Below are 15916 nucleotides of genomic sequence, written 5' to 3'. Positions count from 1 at the left end.
TTCGGTGCAACGGGCGCACCTCTCGTGCCCTCGCAGAACGCTCGGTCTGGGCTGGCGTACAGGAAGTCGGCGGGGTCGACTTTTCGTGCGGCGCCGGGGCTTGGGCGTGGGTTGTTCGGGGTGGTGCGGCTCCGACCGGCCCTGTCCTTTCATCGAGCCGGTGCGCAGGAAGTCGGCGGGTCCGACTTCCTGTGCGGGCGGCTGGTCTGCGGGAGGGGTGGGGTGATCGGGTCTCAATCCACCCCAGGCGCGGGAAGTCGCTGGGGCCGACTTCCCGCGCGTGGGGTGGCTGGGTTTTGGGGCGGGGCGATCGGCGTGTGCTGCCGCGCAGGAAGTCGGTGGGTCCGACTTCCTGCGCGGCAAGGGGTGTTGGTCAGGTTCGGGTGGCGGCTTGGGCTTGGGTGCGGCAGTGGGTGAGGGCGTATTTGATGCGGCATTCGGAGGGGAGCACGCCGGCGAGGAGTTCTCCGGCGGTGACGAGGGTGGTCCAGTACAAGGTGGGGTTGCCGGTGCGGGGGAGGGGTCGGGCGGCGGCGAGGGAGAGGTAGGCGGCGGTGAGGTTGCCGGTGGTGAACCAGCGGTGGAGGCCGTGCTGGTGGCCGGGTCGGATGCCGCCCATGGCGTCGATGGCGAGCAGGAAGAGGTCGACGACGGCGTGTTCGGTGTCGGTGAGGGACTTGGGGACGTCGAAGACGCCGAGGGCTTCGAGGAGTTCGCCGGTGTCGGTCTCGGTGCCGGGGCGGGGGTTGGCGAGGAGGGCGTCGTGGCACTCGTCGAGGCGGCGGAGGGTCTCGGCGAGGGGGATGGTGAGGGCGAGGCAGACCGCGCGGGCGGAGGGGACGGGTTTGTGGGTGCGGCGGGCGAGGAGGGCGTAGGTGTCGGCGGGGGTGCGGCCGCGGGAGAGGGCGTGGCCGGCGAGGGTGGTGAGGTGCATGGGGGTGTGCTTTCAGGCGGTGACGAGGGCGGGGCCGGGGGTGGGGGCGATGTGGGCCCAGACGTACTTGCCGATGCCGCCGGGGAGGGAGGTGCAGCCCCAGCGTTCGGCCAACTTGTTGACGAGGAGCAGGCCGCGGCCGTGTTCGTCGTCGGGGGTCGGGGTGTGGAGGGTGGGGTGGTCGGTGCCGGCGTCGTGGACTTCGAGGCGCAGGCGGGAGCCGGTGACGGTGAAGCGGACCTCGATGTGGCAGTCGTCGGGGGCGTCGGAGTGCTGGACGGCGTTGGCGAAGAGTTCGCCGAGCAATAGTTCGGCGGTGTCGGCGTACCGGTCGCCGGAGGGCAGCCCGGAGAGGTAGGCCCGGAGCAAGTACCTGGCCAGCGGCGTGGACTCGGTACGGGAGTCGAGGCGCGCGACGAACATGCGGGGACGGCGGTGGGTTTTGAGCATGGGGGAGTACCTCAAGGGGTTGAACGCGTGCTGCTGAAGGAGGGGCCGGACCGTGCTCACGGAGGTCCGGCCCTGGGATGGTGCTGTCGGGCCGGGCGCTTGGTCAGCCGACCGGGACCGGGACGCCCCGGACGAGGAGGGGGAGGCCGTCGCCGTGCTCCCAGGCGTCCCAGGCGTCCTCGACACGGCGGCACTGATCGTCGGCCATGAGGTCGCGAAGCTGGTGACGGGGGACCCAGTGGAGGGCGCGGAGTTCTTCCGGGGGCTGGTGGTGGGTCACGGCGTTGGCCTGCTGGGCTGTGAGCATCCCGCCCGCGTAGACGAGGTTGAGGCCCTCGGGGAACTCGGCGGCGGGCATGTAGTCGATGGTGAGGACGGTGCGGAGGGGAAGGGCGAGGCCGGTCTCGGTTTCGAGGTGCCGGCGGGCCGCGAGGTGGGGGAGCTCGTCCTGCTCGGCGCTGCCGCCGGGGAGGATCAGGCCGTCCATGTAGACGGGGTCGACGAGGAGGACGAGCAGGTCGCCCGATCCGTCGGGGTTCTCGCGCAGGGCGAAGATCTGCTGACCCGACCGGCGGGCCGGGGGCTTGCTCATGATGCGGGTCCTGCTCAACTCGACTCCATATATGAGGACTTGAGAGTTCGCAGCGGCGCGCTTGGCTCGACTTCCCGTCGGTGCCGGGCGCGAACTCCACGGTCGGGTCGCAGTGGCTCGCACATGGGAAAACCTCGGCGAGCACGGCGATAGATGGATCACCAAGAGTGCCGAACTGGCCACTCTTGGTGAGCGTGCTGCTACAGTCTCGTACTCGGAACGGAATTGCAACATGTGTCATCACCGTCAATTGACGGTGGCGGCTATCTGGCGCCCATCGCTTGTGGGCGGCAGACTTGACGAGACGTCAGTGACTGCTGATAGGGGTGAGGCATGGACGAAGAGGCCACGAACGAAGAGCAGGACGAGCGCCCCTCCGGAGTGCCGTTCCTTCGACATCTCCTTGGCGGCCGGCTCCGCCGGATCCGCGAGCGCAACAAGCTCACCCGGGAACAGCTCGGCGATGCCCTCGGCCTGTCAGCCGCGATCGTCCGCCGCCTGGAGACCGGCCGGAACATCATCAAGGTCCACGATGTGAACTCATGGGTCACGCAGTTCAACCTGGACCAGGCCACCGCCGACTCCCTCAGGGCGATGGCCAAGGAGAGCAAGGAGCACGGCTGGTGGTCGGCGCTCGACGTTCACCCCTCGTTCGGCGCCCTCGTCGAGGCCGAGAAGCTCGCCAGGCTCGTCAGGAACTGGGAGCCGAGCATCATCCCGGGCCTGTTGCAGACCGCGGACTACACCGAGGCGGTCATCGCCAGCGCCCGGTTCCGGTGGAAGGATGACAATCCGCTGCCGATCGACAAGGCCGTTGAGCGCGCGGAGCGGCGCAAGCAGGTGCTTTTCGGGGAAGACCCGCCGAAGGCCTGGTTCATTCTCGGCGAGGCCGCGCTGCGGATGTGCGTCGGTGACGCCGACCTGATGCGCGCCCAAGTCGCGCACCTGATTGAGGTGTGCGCGTTGGACAACATCACGATCCAGGTCCTCACCGATAGCTCCGGCTACCACGTGGGAACCACTGGGCCGTTCGCCGTCTACCTGTTCAGTGACCTACCGGGTGACGGCGTGGCCTACGTCGAGCAGGACCTGACGTTCAAGGATCAACCGGCAAAGCTCGCCCGCCATAGCCGTCAGTTCGAGCTGCTGATGTCCCAAGCGCTCGACCCGCAGGCGACGCGGTCATACTTGCAGGCAACCCTGACGAACAGTGCGAGTTGGGGACAACTGAGAGGATGACCATGCACGACGGCACCGCCCTCGACCAGGGCGGCTACGGCTGGGCCAAGTCCAGCTACAGCAGCAGCGAGAACGGTAACTGCGTCGAGGTTGGGGTGACCCCGGCCGGCACCATCCCGGTGCGCGACACCAAGCAGCACCGGCGCGGCCCTGTCCTGGAGTTCACCCCCGCGGCGTTCCAGGCCTTCCTCGGGGCTGTCAAAGCGGGCGAGTTCCCGATTCAGCTGTAACGGGTGAATGACGGATGGGTGGACCCTGGCGAATCAGCCGCCGGGGTCCACCCATCCTCTTGCATACCACCCAGTTGCGACAATGAACGCAAGTAGCCCCCGCAACAATTCTGGCAAGCCCACCTCAACCGTCAACTGACGCATAGCCATCCTGTTGCGGGCAAGGCTGGCCGACGGCCAGCGCCCCAGCCCACGTGGAGGTGTCATGACCGACAGCACTACCGAGCCGTAGTGGGCAGTGTGTCGAGGTGGCTCCCAGCCTCACCGGCGTAGCTCCTGTCCGGGACTCCAAGGAACTCAGGGGCCCGGCTCTGGTTTTCCCGGCCGAGGCGTGGAAGTTGTTCGTCGCGGCTGTCCGCAGTGGCGAGTTCGGCGATGTCTGAGCCTGAGCTCGGAGGAGGCAGCGCCCGCTTTGGGGCGGCCAGCGGCATGGCGACACGTGGTCGATTGACCAGGGCCAGGCTGTGAAGAGGTAGTCAGGCGCTCGGCTGGGGTTGCCCCAGCCGAGCGTTTTTGTGTGAGCGGGGGAGGGCACGGAAGGGCTGTGAGCGCTATGGAACTCGACCCGGCCGGCGCCAGGTGGCGGAAGAGCACGTACAGCAACGGGCAGGGAGGCTGCATCGAAGTTGCAGACGGCTGCCCAGGTGTCATGCCGGTCCGAGACTCCAAGGACCCGAAGGGGCCTTCGCTCGTCTTCCCGATCGAAGCGTGGGAGTCGTTCGTTGCCGCTGTCCGCAGCGGCGAGTTCAGCGAAGTCTGAGAGGGGCATCATGGCCGACGGCGTAGATCTGTCCGGGGCTCGGTGGTTCAAGAGCAGTTACAGCAACAATGGCGGGTCTTGCGTCGAGGTGGCTCCCGGCTTCCCCGGCCTGGCTCCTGTCCGTGACTCCAAGGACCCCCAGGGCCCGGCGCTTGTCTTCCCGGCCGAGGCCTGGGTGTCGTTCGTCGCCGCTGTCCGCAGCGGCGAGTTCGGCGACATCTGAGGCGGGAGGCGGTCTCCGGAGACGTGGCGGCACGTGGTTGGTTGCCGTCCGATTCGAGGCTGTGGAGAGGTAGTCGGGCGCTCGGCTGGGGGTTGCCCCAGCCGAGCGTTTTTGTGCGCGCGGGGGAGGGCACGGAAAGGGCTGTGAGCGCTATGGAGTTCGACCCGGCCGGCGCCAGGTGGCGGAAGAGCACGTACAGCCAGCAGGGCGGCAACTGTGTCGAGGTGGATGATGCACATCCAGGCAGGGTCCGTGACTCCAAGGATCCTCAGGGCCCGGCGCTTGTCTTCCCGGCGGAGGCCTGGGTGTCCTTCGTCGCGGCTGTCCGCAGTGGCGAGTTCAGTGAAGCCTGAGAGGGGCGTCATGGCCGACGGTGTAGATCTGTCCGGGGCTCGGTGGTTCAAGTCTTCCTACAGCGGCAACGGTGGACAGTGCGTCGAGGTGGCTCCCGGCTTCCCCGGCCTGGCTCCTGTCCGTGACTCGAAGGACCCCGACGGCCCGGCTCTGGTCTTCCCGGCCGAGGCCTGGATGTCGTTCGTCACCGCTGTCCGCAGCGGTGAGTTCGGCGACATCTGAGACGAGGTCGGTTTCGGGGCATGGCGACACCTGGCCGGCGGGCCAGGGGCAGACCGTGAAGAGGTGGTCAGACGCTCGGCCGAGGTTCCTCGGCCGAGCGTCCTTGCCCGAGCGGGGAGGGCGCAGCCACCACGGACGGTTCGTCGTCGGCAGCGCGTAGGTGGCCGGGTCTGTCACGGTCGGCACGATCCGCGACGGACGTCCCTGGCGGGGGAGATCGGCGCCGATCTACCACCTGTCAAGCATCTTTGAGCCTGAGTCACCTCTTCGAGTGAACCGAATCACGCGATGGCAGTACACGGAGGGGCCCGCATTGATCATGAATGCGCGCGACCTACCAAGCCACCGTGAAAGGCGTTCCACAGATGAGCATCTCCGAAGACGGCCCCACCCCCTTCACCGCAAGCCAGTTGACGAAGCTTCAGGACTCCGGCATCTATGCCTCGGGCACGCAGCTCTCGCCCGACGCCGTCAACCTGGCCGAGGCCCTTGTCGCCACGCTGGCGGGCTCCGCCGAGCAGCCGCTGCTGCCCGCCGAGCTGCAGGAACTCGTCACCCAGGTCCAGGCGAAGGCGACCATCGGCCTCCCGAGGATCACCGCGGACGACGGGGTGAGGCTCTCCGCGTTCACCATCCGGCTCAAGACCGACGAGCCGCGCCCGGTGGTCATCGTGCCGGCCGGGTGGACGCCGCTCGGCTGGACGCTCTTCACCTACCTGTACCTGCGCCTCGCACTGCGCGGCTACCACGTACTCGCCTACACCCCGCGCGGCATCGGCCAGACCTTCCCGATCCCCGGCGGCGGGTTCATCGACGCCCCGTTCACCTCCGGTGGCACCGTGGACGTGGCCGGCCCGTCCGACTGGGCCGACGGTTCCACGGTGATCGACTACGCGCAGCAGCACTTCGCCCCGAGCCGCGTCGCCTTCCTCGGCGAGTCCTACGGCTCCGGCATCAGCCAGCTGGTCGCGGCCCACGACCCGGCGGGACGCGTCGACGCGGTGGTGGCGCTCAGCACCTGGGGCGATCTGGCCGATTCGCTGTACCTCAACGAGACCCGGCACCTGGCCGCCGTCGACGCCCTGGTCGCGTTCACCGGCGGGCCGGAGGAGCGCAAGTTCGACCCGGCCACCCGCCAGATTCTCGCGGACTTCCGCGACGGCACCAACCTGGACGAGGTGGTGGCCTGGGGGAAGGAGCGCTCGCCCGCCTCCTACGTCGACCAGACCAACGCCCGCGGCATCCCGACGTTCTACTCCAACACCTGGCACGAGACGCTCTTCCCGGTCAACGAGGCCGTGGAGCACTTCGAGCGGCTGACCGTCCCCAAGCACCTGAACCTGTGGATCGGCGACCACGCCGCCCCCGAGGGTGCCGGGCTGACGGTCCCCGGCCCGAACGCCCCCGTCGACGAGGCCCTCGCCTGGCTCGACCACCACGTCCTCGGCGTCGCCAACGAGGTGCCCGGCTGGGAGCCGGTCAAGAGCCAGGTGATGTTCGAGCCCACCGTCCGCGAAAGCCGTGCGAGCTGGGCCGATGTGACCACGAGCACCGAGAAGCTGTACCTGGGCGGCGCGAAGGGCGGCCAGGACGGGACGCTCGGCACCGCCCCGGCCGCCGGGTGGAAGGCCTCGTTCACCACCGGCGAGCTCACCGAGGCCACGGCCGTCGACGACCTGCTCACCACGGGCCGGCAGGAGTGGAAGGGCAACCCGAAGACCTACGCCACGGGCAAGTTCGACCGCCGCTACCTCGCCACCTGGACCTCCCCCGCCGGAGCCCGGCGCCTGCGCGGCATCCCGCGCGTCCAGCTCACCCTCACCCCCGCGGGGAAGAACGCCACCGTGGTGGCCTACCTCTTCGACCTCGCCCCCGACGGCACCGCCCGCATCATCACCCACGAGCCCTACACCCTCACCGACGCCGAGGCCGGCCAGGCCGTCCAGGTGTCCTGGAACCTCCAGGCGGCCGCCTACGACATCGCGGCCGACCACAAGGTCATGCTCGTGATCAACGCCAAGGACAAGCTCTACTCCGACGCCAACGCGCCCCTCGCCACCCTGACCGTGGGCTCCACCACCGGCACCGAGGCACACCTCGACCTGCCCCTCGGCTGATACCGGGCCCCGCGCACACCCGCCCGCCCCGCCGCGCCCTCGTGCCCGCCCCGCCGCGCCCTGCGGCGGGGCGGGCACGCCGGCTCCGCCCCCACCCCCGCCGGCCCGCCCGGGGCCGAAAACCGGTGCCGTCCGCCCGCCCGATGGAGCAGCATGACCCCTGTGTCTGATACCTCCATCCTCACCCGCACCGAGGCCGCCGAGCGCCACCGCCTGCTCGACGTCCGCACCGTCCGCCTCGACCTCGACCTGACCCGCGGCCGGGAGGTGTTCGGCTCCACCACCGTGATCCGCTTCGGCTGCGCCACCCCGGGCGCCGCCACCTACGTGGACGTCAAACCGGCCGCACTCCACCGGGTGCTGCTGAACGGCCGCGAACTGGACGTCACCGCCCTGCGGGACGGCCGCTTCCCGCTCACCGACCTGGCGGCCGACAACGAACTCACCGTCGAAGCCGACATGGCCTACTCGCACACCGGCGAGGGCATGCACCGCTTCACCGACCCCGCCGACGGCGAGGACTACGCCTACACCCAGTCCTTCCTCGACGACGGCCCCCGGGTGTTCGCCTCCTTCGACCAGCCCGACCTCAAGGCGCGGTACACGGTGTCCGTCACCGCGCCGCAGCAGTGGACCGTGGTCGGCAACAGCCTGGGCCGCCAGACCTCGCCCGGCCGCTGGGAGTTCGACCCCACCCCGGCGATCAGCAGCTACCTCCTCGCCGTCGTCGCCGGCCCGCTGCACTCGGTGCGCGCCGAGCACGACGGGATCCCGCTCGGCCTGCACTGCCGCCGCTCGCTCGCCGCCCACCTGGACGCCGACGCCGACGAACTGCTGGAGATCACCCGGCAGGGCTTCGACCACTACCACCGGGTCTTCCGGCACCGCTACCCCTTCGACAGCTACGACCAGTGCTTCGTCCCGGAGTTCAACGCCGGCGCGATGGAGAACCCGGGCTGCGTCACGCTGCGCGACGAGTACGTCTTCCGCTCCGCCGTGACCGACACCAGGCGCGAGGAACGCGCCATGGTGGTGATCCACGAGATGGCGCACATGTGGTTCGGCGACCTGGTCACCATGAAGTGGTGGGACGACCTGTGGCTGAACGAGTCCTTCGCCGAGTACATGGCCTACAGCGTCACCGCCGCCTCCACCCGCTTCACCGGCGCCTGGACCGGCTTCGCCGCCGACCGCAAGCCCTGGGGCTACGACGCCGACCAGCGCCCCTCCACCCACCCGGTGGCCCCCGAAACGGTCGAGGACACCTCCCAGGCACTGCAGAACTTCGACGGCATCTCCTACGCCAAGGGCGCCGCCGCCCTGCGCCAACTCGTCGCCTGGCTCGGCGAGGAGACCTTCCTGGCCGGGGTCAACGACTACTTCGACGCGCACGCCTTCGGCAACGCCACCCTCGACGACCTGCTCCGGGCCCTGGCCGCCGCCAGCGGCCGCGACGTCCACGCCTGGGCCGACCGCTGGCTGCGCACCAGCGGCGTCGACACCCTGCGGGTGACCGACGGCCGCATCGAGCACACCTCCGCCGACGGCGCGCTGCGCCCGCACCAGCTGACCGCGGGCCACTACCGGCGCACCGCCGACGGCGCCCTGGAACTCGCCGAGCGCGTGCCGCTCGACCTGTCCGGCCACCTGCTGGGCGACCTGCCCGGCGACGGCGCCGTGCCGCTGGACCCGCCGGCCGACGGCACCGAGCTGACCCTGCTCAACGACACCGACCTCAGCTACGTCAAGATCCGCCTCGACCCCGCCTCCTGGCGGACCGCGCGCTCCTCCCTCGGCGCCGTGCCCGAGGAACTCGCCCGGGCGGTGCTCTGGGGCGCCGCCCGCGACCAGGTGCGCGACGGGGAACTCGCACCCGGCGAGTACCTGCGGCTGGTCGCCGACCACCTGCCCGGCGAGACCTCGGTGCACCTGGTGGACGCGGTGCTCTCCTTCGCCCGCGACTTCGTGGCGGACTGCGCCGTGCCGCCCGCCGAACGGCCGGCCGCACTGGCCGAACTGGCCCGGGTCTGCCGCACCCTGCTGCGGCGCACCGAGAACGAGCCGGACCGCACCGGCCTGCGCCTGGTCGCCGTACGCGGCGTGATCGCCACCGCCGCCGACGAGAACGGGGCCGCCGAACTGCGCGACTGGCTGGCCGCCGGCACGGTGCCCGGCGGGCCGGAGCTCGACCCCGACCTGCGCTGGCAGCTGCTGGCGCGGCTGTGCGTGCTCGGCGCGGCGGGCGAACCGGAGATCGCCGCCGAACTCGCCGCCGACCCCAGCGACACCAGCGAGCAGGGCGCCGCCCGCTGCCGCGCCGCCCTGCCCGACCAGGCCGCCAAGGAGGCCGCCTGGCAGGCGCTGTTCCACGGCGAGCTCTCCAACTACCTGGCCGCCGCCACCGCCAAGGGACTGTGGCAGCCCGAGCAGGCCGAACTGCTCGACGACCTGACCACGCGCTACTTCAAGGAACTGGGCCCGGCCGCCGCCCGCCGCGGCCCCGCCCTGGCCCGGGTGCTCACCACGGCGGCCTTCCCCGCCTTCGCCGCCACCGACCGGACCGTACGGGCGGCCGAGGCCTGCCTCGCCGACCCGGACCTCACCGTGGCGACGCGGCGCGGCCTGGTCGACCAACTGGACACCCTGCGCCGCGCCGCCCGGGCCCGCGCACTGACCGGGCAGTAGAGCCCGCCAACCGGGCGGTCACCAGCCCCGCCCGTGACTGCCCCACCACCCGCAAGAACCCGCAGGCCCGGACCGCCACAACGTGCGGTCCGGGCCTGCGGGTTCTTCCGGTCAGGGCTGCTGCCGCTTCCGGTTCCCGTCGCCCTGCTGCCGCCACGACGGCTCACCGAGGACCGGTGCCGGTCGCCGTGCGTGTGCAGTCCTCACGAATGCCGTACCGGGCCGAATGGCTCCGTCCGCATCGGCAGCACGCCGTAGTCCGTCAACTCGATCGGGTTCGAGAACTCCTGTCCGCTGTTCGGCCCGGTCATGTCCTCTCCGCGCAGGTACCGGCAGAACCATTCCGCGAATGTCAGGTCGTAGCGTTGACATCCTCTCCGCCCTAAAGGACGGAGATTCCCGCCTGCCTGCCGGTGGTCACCGGCCGGGGCTTCGAGTGGGTTCCTGTTTCTTCGCGCTGCGCCGGGACGAGTCCCGGTCTTACCCGCGCTCCGCAGGCTGATACCGCCAGTCCGGCGGCCTTGGCGACGTTGACCGCCGCGTTGATGTCCCGGTCCAGAACGGTCCCGCAGGCTCCACATGTCCACTCGCGGACGTTGAGGGGCTTGGGGCCGTCCTGGACGCCGCAGGCCGAGCAGACCTGAGACGTGGGCTCGAACCGTCCGATGCGGTGGAACACGCGCCCGTACAGAGCGGCCTTGTACTCCAGCATCGCGGTGAAGGCCGACCATCCGGCGTCGTGTACGGACTTGGCCATGCGAGTGCGGGCGAGGCCCTTGACCGCAAGGTCTTCCACTGCAACCGCTTGGTTCTCGCGGATCAGCTTGGTGGAGAGCTGGTGGTGGAACTCGCGTCGCGCATCGGCGGTCCGTGCGTGGGTGCGGGCAACCTTGATCTGGGCCTTCGCCCGGTTCGCTGATCCCTTCGCCTTCCGGCTCAGGTTCCGCTGCGCCTTCTTGAGCCTCTTCTCCGCCCGGCGAAGGAAGCGCGGGCTTTCGATCTTCGTGCCGTCGGACAGGATCGCGAAGTGGGTCAGGCCCAGGTCGATGCCGACCACGCCGTCCGTATCCGGCAGCGTCTCGGGGTCGGTCTCGACCACGAACGAGGCGAAGTAGCGGCCTGCACTGTCCTTGACCACGGTCACCGTGGACGGGGTCAAAGGCAGGGAACGGGACCACTTCACGGCCACGTCGCCGACCTTGGGAAGCCGGAGCTTTCCCCCGGTTGTGATCTTCCACCCGGCGTTCGCGGTGAAGCGGATCGCCTGACGGGTGTCCCTCTTGGACTTGAAGCGGGGCGCGCCCATGCGCGGGCGCTTGCCCTTGAGGCCGTCGAAGAAGTTCCGGTAGGCGGTGTCCAGGTCCCGGAGGGACTGCTGCAACACGACCGATGAAACCTCGGCGAGCCATGCCCGCTCGGGGGTCTTCTTCGCGGCGGTGAGCTGCTTGGACAGCTCACCCGACGCAACGAACGGCAGCCCGGCGGCGCGGGCGGTCTCACGGACGCGGAGCGCGTCGTTGAAGACAACCCGAGCACACCCGAACGCCCTCGCCAACTCCATGCGCTGACCGGCGCTCGGGTACACGCGGAAGCTGTACCGAAGCTGCATGTCAATCACCATACCCTTTGGTTTATGTCACCACGATGGAACCCCAATCCCGATGTCCGCACCGGGCGTCACGTCGTCTACAACCTGCATGTCCACTTGGTTTTTGTCACGAAGTACCGACGCAAGGCAATGACCGACGCCATGCTGACGCGATGCGAAGAGATCATGCGGGAGGTATGCGCCGACTTCGAGGCCGAGCTGAAGCAGTTCAACGGCGAGGACGACCACGTGCACCTCCTGGTGCACTATCCGCCGAAGGTCCAGCTCTCCAAGCTGGTCAACTCCCTCAAGGGCGTCTCGGCCCGGCTGCTGCGCAAGGAGTACGACACGCACGTGCGCCGGTACCTGTGGGGCGGACACTTCTGGTCCGGCTCCTACTTCGCCGGGAGCTGCGGCGGCGCACCGCTGACCGTGGTCAAGCAGTACATCGAGAACCAGAAGCGGCCCGTCTGATCGTTACCCCGAGGCGCAGCGAACTCCGGCGCTCCGCGCCTCCGGGCCAAGGATGGCCTTCACCCCCGCCCTGAAGGGCGGAGCACTGGCCAAGATCAGAGGTAGAACTCGTCGTCGTGGCCGACGTAGACCACGATGCACCAGCCGTACCCGGTGCCGGTGCGCAGCAGGAACACCGCTTCCCCGTGCGCGGTCGGCGTGATGGGGATCAGGCCGTCCGGCGCGCCGAACCCCAGGGGTGCGGGGAATCCGGGGAAGTTCTCGTCCGTGAACTCGCAGTCCTGGTAGGCGACCACGGTCTCCCGTATGTACGTGCCCAGGTCCCACCCCTGCGCGGCTGGGCCCCTCAGCGAGATCGACCGGCCGATCTCGATCGGCGCGTAGCGCTCGGCCAGGGTCTTGAAGTCTCCCGGCAGTTCCACGCCCAGCTCGGCTTCCAGCCCGTGCCAGCACTCCGCCGGCACGCCGGGCCCACTGGGCGGCCCGATGATCGCGCGTACTTCTTCCAGAAAGTCGATCACGGGTCGGCTCCTGTCGACTCGGGGCAGTTCGCGGTCCCCTCGGTGGTTCCACCCGTGGGGCTCTGCATGATCACACAGCGCTCGGACACTTCGGTTTCGAGCGGGAATGTCGGCTGCTGGACCATTCGGGCGATGCGCCCCTCCTTGTCCCCCGGCGGCGGGTTTGGGGTGTTCGGGGTGCCGGAATCCTGCACTCCAGGATCCGGCTCTCCGTACGAAGGGAATCGATGCCATGAAGAGCATCACGCAGAGGGTGCTGCTGCTCTCCGCAGCCACCGCCACCGCCGCCGCAATCAGCGTTGTTCCGGTACCCCTCGCCCAGGCCCGCACCGAACTGGTCACCGCCCCTCAGCTCGGCGTCCAGTTCAACCCCGATGGCGACCCCGGCCAGTGCGGTGGAAGAACGGGCGAACAGTGGAAGGACGACTTCGGCGTGACCGAGGCGATCCGCTTCGACACCGACTCCCGCCCCGGCGGCTGTCTGCTCGCATTCGGTATCTACGATCCGGACAATCGACTGGCAGGTTCGTCCGTCACCTACACCTTCAAGGTCACCCCCGGCGGTGATCCCGCCCAGTGCGGAAACCCGGGCACCCACCAGGTGCCGATCCGGACGACCCGGACCTTCGGCCCCAGCATCCGGATCGACACCGACAACCGGCCGGGCGGATGCGATCTCACGTTCGCCCTGTCGAGTTCCACCATGAAGATGGGAATCAACTTCTACTCGGACGGCGACCCCGCCCAGTGCGGGAACGCCGGTCCGGACTACGGCATCTTCAGCTCCGTGGACAACTTCAGCTCACCCACCATCCGCATCGACACCGACGACCGGCCCGGCGGCTGCGGGCTCAAGCTCCGGCTGGAGTAGCTTCCGGCCTCAGGAGGACATCTCATCGCCTTCGCCGGGGTCGCGGCAGCCCCCGTCCGCACCCGCGGGCTCCCCGACATGAGATGTCCTCCACGAGGGCCACAGGTCGGGCTCCAGCGCCCGGCCGATGCACTCGTCGGCGTCGGGGCCTCTCCCGGCAGGACGGCGGCCGGGAACTCGGTCGTGCCGCCGGGCGCAGTTCGGGTGCAGGTGTCTCCCCCGGGCACTAGGGTCGCCTGAGTGTCAGGGAATTACCGGCACTTGACGTCTCATCAGATTCACCGAAAGGGGGCGGGGGTGGCGACGGTCAATGCGGGCCTTCCGCGCGGGTTGCACATCGTGGTGTTCCGGATCCTGCGGATACGCCTGCTGTTGGTCGTCATCGTCGCGCTGGCTCTGTTCCGGGTGCTCTCGGTGGTCCAGGCGCTCATCGCCGCCCTGGCGGTCGCGGTGGTTCTGATCGCCGCGAGGAAGGCGGTGCTGAAGGCGCTCGCCCCGAGGTTCAGTGCCGTGTGCCAGGTCCGGGTGGGCGACCGGCCCTTGCTGGCCTTCGCGGGCTCCCAGCGGGTGATCAGGGTCGGCGACCCGGACACGGGGGACCTGGTCGTCTTCCTGAAGGGGCACGGAGGGTGGGTGAACGCCCTGTGCGAGGTGGAGGTCGGCGGCCGGCCCCTGCTGGCCTCCGGTGGGGACGACCGGACGGTACGGCTCTGGGAGCCGGGCACGGGCAGGCAGGTGTCCGTCCTCAAGGGGTCGCGGGCCGCCGTGCGCGGGGTCTGCCAGGTGCGGGTGGGCGACGGAGTGCTGCTGGCCGCCGGCGGGGACGACGAGGCGCTCCGGCTGTGGGAACCGGGCACGGGCGAGCCGGTCCGGGTCATCTCGCCCGGCGCCGGCGGGGTCATGGCGGTGTGCGCGGTCCGCTCCGAGGGCAGGGACCTGCTCGCCTCCGCCCACGGGGACCGGACGGTACGGCTGTGGGAGCCGGGCACGGGCGAGCAGGTGCGGGTGCTGACGGGCCACGACGGCTGGCCGACGGCCCTGTGCCAGATACGGGCCGCGGACGAGGTCCTGCTCGCTTCGGCCGGCATCGACGAGAAGGTGCGACTGTGGAACCCGGGCACCGGGGAGCAACTCCACGTCATGGAGGACGACTTCGGCTGGCTGCACGCCCTGTGCCAGATCGAGGTGGGGGAGCGGTACCTGCTGGCCTCCGGCGGCGACGGGCCGGGCGTGAAGCTCTGGGACCCGACCACGGGAGAGCGGGTGGGCACGGTGGGCGGCGCCCAGCACTTCCTGGGGCCGTTCGGCTGCGGCTGGGTGCGCGCCCTGTGCCAGATCCAGGTCGACGGTGAGCCGCGGATCGCCACCGGCGGATACGACAAGCGGGTGGAGACCTGGCGCCTCACGGGACAGAACACCTAGGGCGCACCCACCGGCCCCCGAGGGGCCGGGCCCGCCCCCGCGTTTCTCCCCCCGCCGACCCATGGCCGTGCGGGGGATACCTATGCCGGTGGACGCCGGTGGACGCCGGTGGGTCGACTTAGGTCGACGACGCCGGCTTCACATGCAGTCGGATGACTGATGCCTCCGCTGGGCCCTCGCCGCCACAGTGGTGTTGCTCCGCGAGCGGAACGCCGGAGCGCCCCCTGGGCAGTTGAAGAGCAGCAGAGGAGATCATGATGAACCTGCGGAAGACGGCGATGAGGCTCGGCGTGGGTGTCGCCACGGTGGCCGGGGTGCTCGCCGCCACGACGACGAGTGCGAGTGCCGACATCCTCACCTCGATCGAGACCGGCCCCGGCAAGTGCCCCGCCAACTGGGTGTGCCTGTGGAGCGAGAACAACTACATCGTGGGCAACCCCAAGGGCGGGATCGACTACGGGGCGGTGGGCGCGAACCAGAACATCGCGGACCTGGCGCAGTTCAAGTTCGAGAGCAAGCTCTGGCGCTGGAAGGGCATGACGGACGAGGCCTCCTCGGTCGTGAACAACACCGGGAGCAGCATCTGCTTCTACGAGCACACCAACTACGGCGGCCTGGAGTTCAGGATCGGCCCCTGGGAGAAGTGGGCCTCGGTCCCGTCGTGGATCAACGACAGGATCAGCTCCTTCAAGTTCTGCTGACCCCTGCGTTCCCCCTTCCCCTTCCCCTTCCCCCTTCCCCTCTTCGACCTGAACGGATCGTCATGAAGCTTTCCAGGAACCTGGCCAAGCTCGGCCTGAGCGCCGCCGCCGCCGTCGGTTTGATCGTGACCGGGGCGACCTCCGCGAGCGCCACCAATGTCTACGACATCGGCCACGGGGCCGGGTCGTGCCCCAGCGGCTACGTCTGCCTGTGGTCGGAGGCCAACTTCATCAACGGCACGACCGTCAACGACAACAAGTTCGGCTCCTTCGCGTCCAACCAGAACACCGGCGACATGGGCAAGCTCCAGAAGCGCGACTCCGGTGGGGACAAGGGGATGCAGGACATCACCTCGTCGGTGCTGAACAACACCGGGAGCAGCATCTGCTTCTACGAGAACAACTGGTACACCGGCCTGGAGTTCAGGATCGGCCCCGGGGAGCACTGGCCCTACATCCCGTCGTGGATCAACGACAGGATCAGCTCCTTCAAGTACTGCTGACCTCCTCCTTTCCTCGACCTGAACGGATCG

The 15916-nt window shown here is 69.5% G+C and carries 18 protein-coding genes and 1 pseudogene; 14 read left to right on the top strand and 5 right to left on the bottom strand.

From position 1 onward, the window contains the following. Positions 1-373 precede the first annotated feature (373 nt). From ACGFSC_RS12145 to ACGFSC_RS12135, 3 genes are all read right to left on the bottom strand, one after another. A complete protein-coding gene (locus tag ACGFSC_RS12145; RefSeq protein WP_359910688.1) occupies positions 374-934 on the bottom strand; it encodes a hypothetical protein in 561 nt (186 codons plus the stop codon). A gap of 12 nt (positions 935-946) precedes the next feature. Further along, on the bottom strand, positions 947-1384 hold the full coding sequence (locus ACGFSC_RS12140) for an ATP-binding protein (protein WP_359910691.1): 438 nt from the start codon (positions 1382-1384) through the stop codon (positions 947-949). Positions 1385-1487: 103 nt separating this feature from the next. Then, the gene (locus ACGFSC_RS12135) at positions 1488-1976 is read right to left on the bottom strand and encodes an NUDIX domain-containing protein (protein WP_359910694.1); all 489 of its coding nucleotides are present in this window, start codon (positions 1974-1976) and stop codon (positions 1488-1490) included. A gap of 333 nt (positions 1977-2309) precedes the next feature. Here ACGFSC_RS12135 and ACGFSC_RS12130 point away from each other — a divergent pair, with 333 nt between their 5' ends. From ACGFSC_RS12130 to pepN, 9 genes and pseudogenes are all read left to right on the top strand, one after another. Next, complete coding sequence (locus ACGFSC_RS12130; protein WP_359910697.1) at positions 2310-3215, top strand: Scr1 family TA system antitoxin-like transcriptional regulator; 906 nt, start codon at positions 2310-2312, stop codon at positions 3213-3215. Beyond that, a complete protein-coding gene (locus ACGFSC_RS12125) occupies positions 3212-3445 on the top strand; it encodes a DUF397 domain-containing protein (RefSeq protein WP_359910700.1) in 234 nt (77 codons plus the stop codon). The genes ACGFSC_RS12130 and ACGFSC_RS12125 overlap by 4 nt, the downstream gene beginning before the upstream one ends. A gap of 242 nt (positions 3446-3687) precedes the next feature. After that, positions 3688-3828, top strand: a pseudogene (locus tag ACGFSC_RS12120) (DUF397 domain-containing protein); the annotation flags it as partial. 170 nt (positions 3829-3998) lie between these two features. Beyond that, positions 3999-4205 (top strand): DUF397 domain-containing protein, encoded by a 207-nt coding sequence (locus ACGFSC_RS12115; RefSeq protein WP_359910703.1) that lies wholly within the window; start codon positions 3999-4001, stop codon positions 4203-4205. Between the two features lie 10 nt (positions 4206-4215). Further along, positions 4216-4428, top strand: coding sequence for a DUF397 domain-containing protein (locus ACGFSC_RS12110; RefSeq protein WP_359910706.1), 213 nt, complete (start codon positions 4216-4218; stop codon positions 4426-4428). 152 nt (positions 4429-4580) lie between these two features. Further along, entirely contained in the window at positions 4581-4781 is a 201-nt protein-coding gene (locus ACGFSC_RS12105) for a DUF397 domain-containing protein (RefSeq protein WP_359910708.1), read from the top strand. A gap of 10 nt (positions 4782-4791) precedes the next feature. Beyond that, a complete protein-coding gene (locus ACGFSC_RS12100) occupies positions 4792-5004 on the top strand; it encodes a DUF397 domain-containing protein (RefSeq protein ID WP_359910711.1) in 213 nt (70 codons plus the stop codon). A 365-nt stretch (positions 5005-5369) separates the two neighbouring features. Continuing rightward, positions 5370-7121 (top strand): alpha/beta fold hydrolase, encoded by a 1752-nt coding sequence (locus ACGFSC_RS12095; protein ID WP_359910726.1) that lies wholly within the window; start codon positions 5370-5372, stop codon positions 7119-7121. A gap of 162 nt (positions 7122-7283) precedes the next feature. Next, positions 7284-9806: an aminopeptidase N gene (pepN, locus tag ACGFSC_RS12090; protein ID WP_359910729.1), complete on the top strand. Its 2523-nt coding sequence runs from the start codon at positions 7284-7286 to the stop codon at positions 9804-9806. 382 nt (positions 9807-10188) lie between these two features. Here pepN and ACGFSC_RS12085 read toward each other — a convergent pair whose 3' ends face one another. Further along, entirely contained in the window at positions 10189-11415 is a 1227-nt protein-coding gene (locus tag ACGFSC_RS12085; protein ID WP_359910802.1) for an RNA-guided endonuclease TnpB family protein, read from the bottom strand. A gap of 24 nt (positions 11416-11439) precedes the next feature. Here ACGFSC_RS12085 and tnpA point away from each other — a divergent pair, with 24 nt between their 5' ends. Then, positions 11440-11868 carry an IS200/IS605 family transposase gene (gene tnpA / locus ACGFSC_RS12080; protein ID WP_359910732.1) on the top strand — a complete coding sequence of 143 codons (429 nt, stop codon included), beginning with the start codon at positions 11440-11442 and terminating at the stop codon, positions 11866-11868. A 95-nt stretch (positions 11869-11963) separates the two neighbouring features. On the opposite strand, the gene ACGFSC_RS12075 is transcribed toward tnpA, so the two are convergent. Further along, entirely contained in the window at positions 11964-12389 is a 426-nt protein-coding gene (locus tag ACGFSC_RS12075) for a hypothetical protein (RefSeq protein ID WP_359910735.1), read from the bottom strand. A 232-nt stretch (positions 12390-12621) separates the two neighbouring features. On the opposite strand from ACGFSC_RS12075, the gene ACGFSC_RS12070 reads away from it, so the two are divergent. The 4 genes from ACGFSC_RS12070 (at position 12622) to ACGFSC_RS12055 (ending at position 15886) form a co-directional block, all read left to right on the top strand. Then, on the top strand, positions 12622-13260 hold the full coding sequence (locus tag ACGFSC_RS12070) for a hypothetical protein (RefSeq protein WP_359910738.1): 639 nt from the start codon (positions 12622-12624) through the stop codon (positions 13258-13260). Between the two features lie 297 nt (positions 13261-13557). Then, complete coding sequence (locus ACGFSC_RS12065) at positions 13558-14682, top strand: WD40 repeat domain-containing protein (protein ID WP_359910741.1); 1125 nt, start codon at positions 13558-13560, stop codon at positions 14680-14682. Positions 14683-14936: 254 nt separating this feature from the next. Continuing rightward, positions 14937-15383 carry a peptidase inhibitor family I36 protein gene (locus ACGFSC_RS12060; RefSeq protein ID WP_359910744.1) on the top strand — a complete coding sequence of 149 codons (447 nt, stop codon included), beginning with the start codon at positions 14937-14939 and terminating at the stop codon, positions 15381-15383. A gap of 62 nt (positions 15384-15445) precedes the next feature. Beyond that, positions 15446-15886 carry a peptidase inhibitor family I36 protein gene (locus tag ACGFSC_RS12055; RefSeq protein WP_359910747.1) on the top strand — a complete coding sequence of 147 codons (441 nt, stop codon included), beginning with the start codon at positions 15446-15448 and terminating at the stop codon, positions 15884-15886. The last annotated feature ends 30 nt before the right edge of the window (positions 15887-15916 follow it).

It is taken from the genome of Kitasatospora sp. NPDC048715, assembly GCF_043198905.1.
Taxonomy (GTDB): Bacteria; Actinomycetota; Actinomycetes; order Streptomycetales; family Streptomycetaceae; genus Kitasatospora; species Kitasatospora lactacystinica.
The sequence above is the reverse complement of the archived record's forward strand: the minus strand, read 5'-3'. Positions and strand labels throughout refer to the sequence as shown.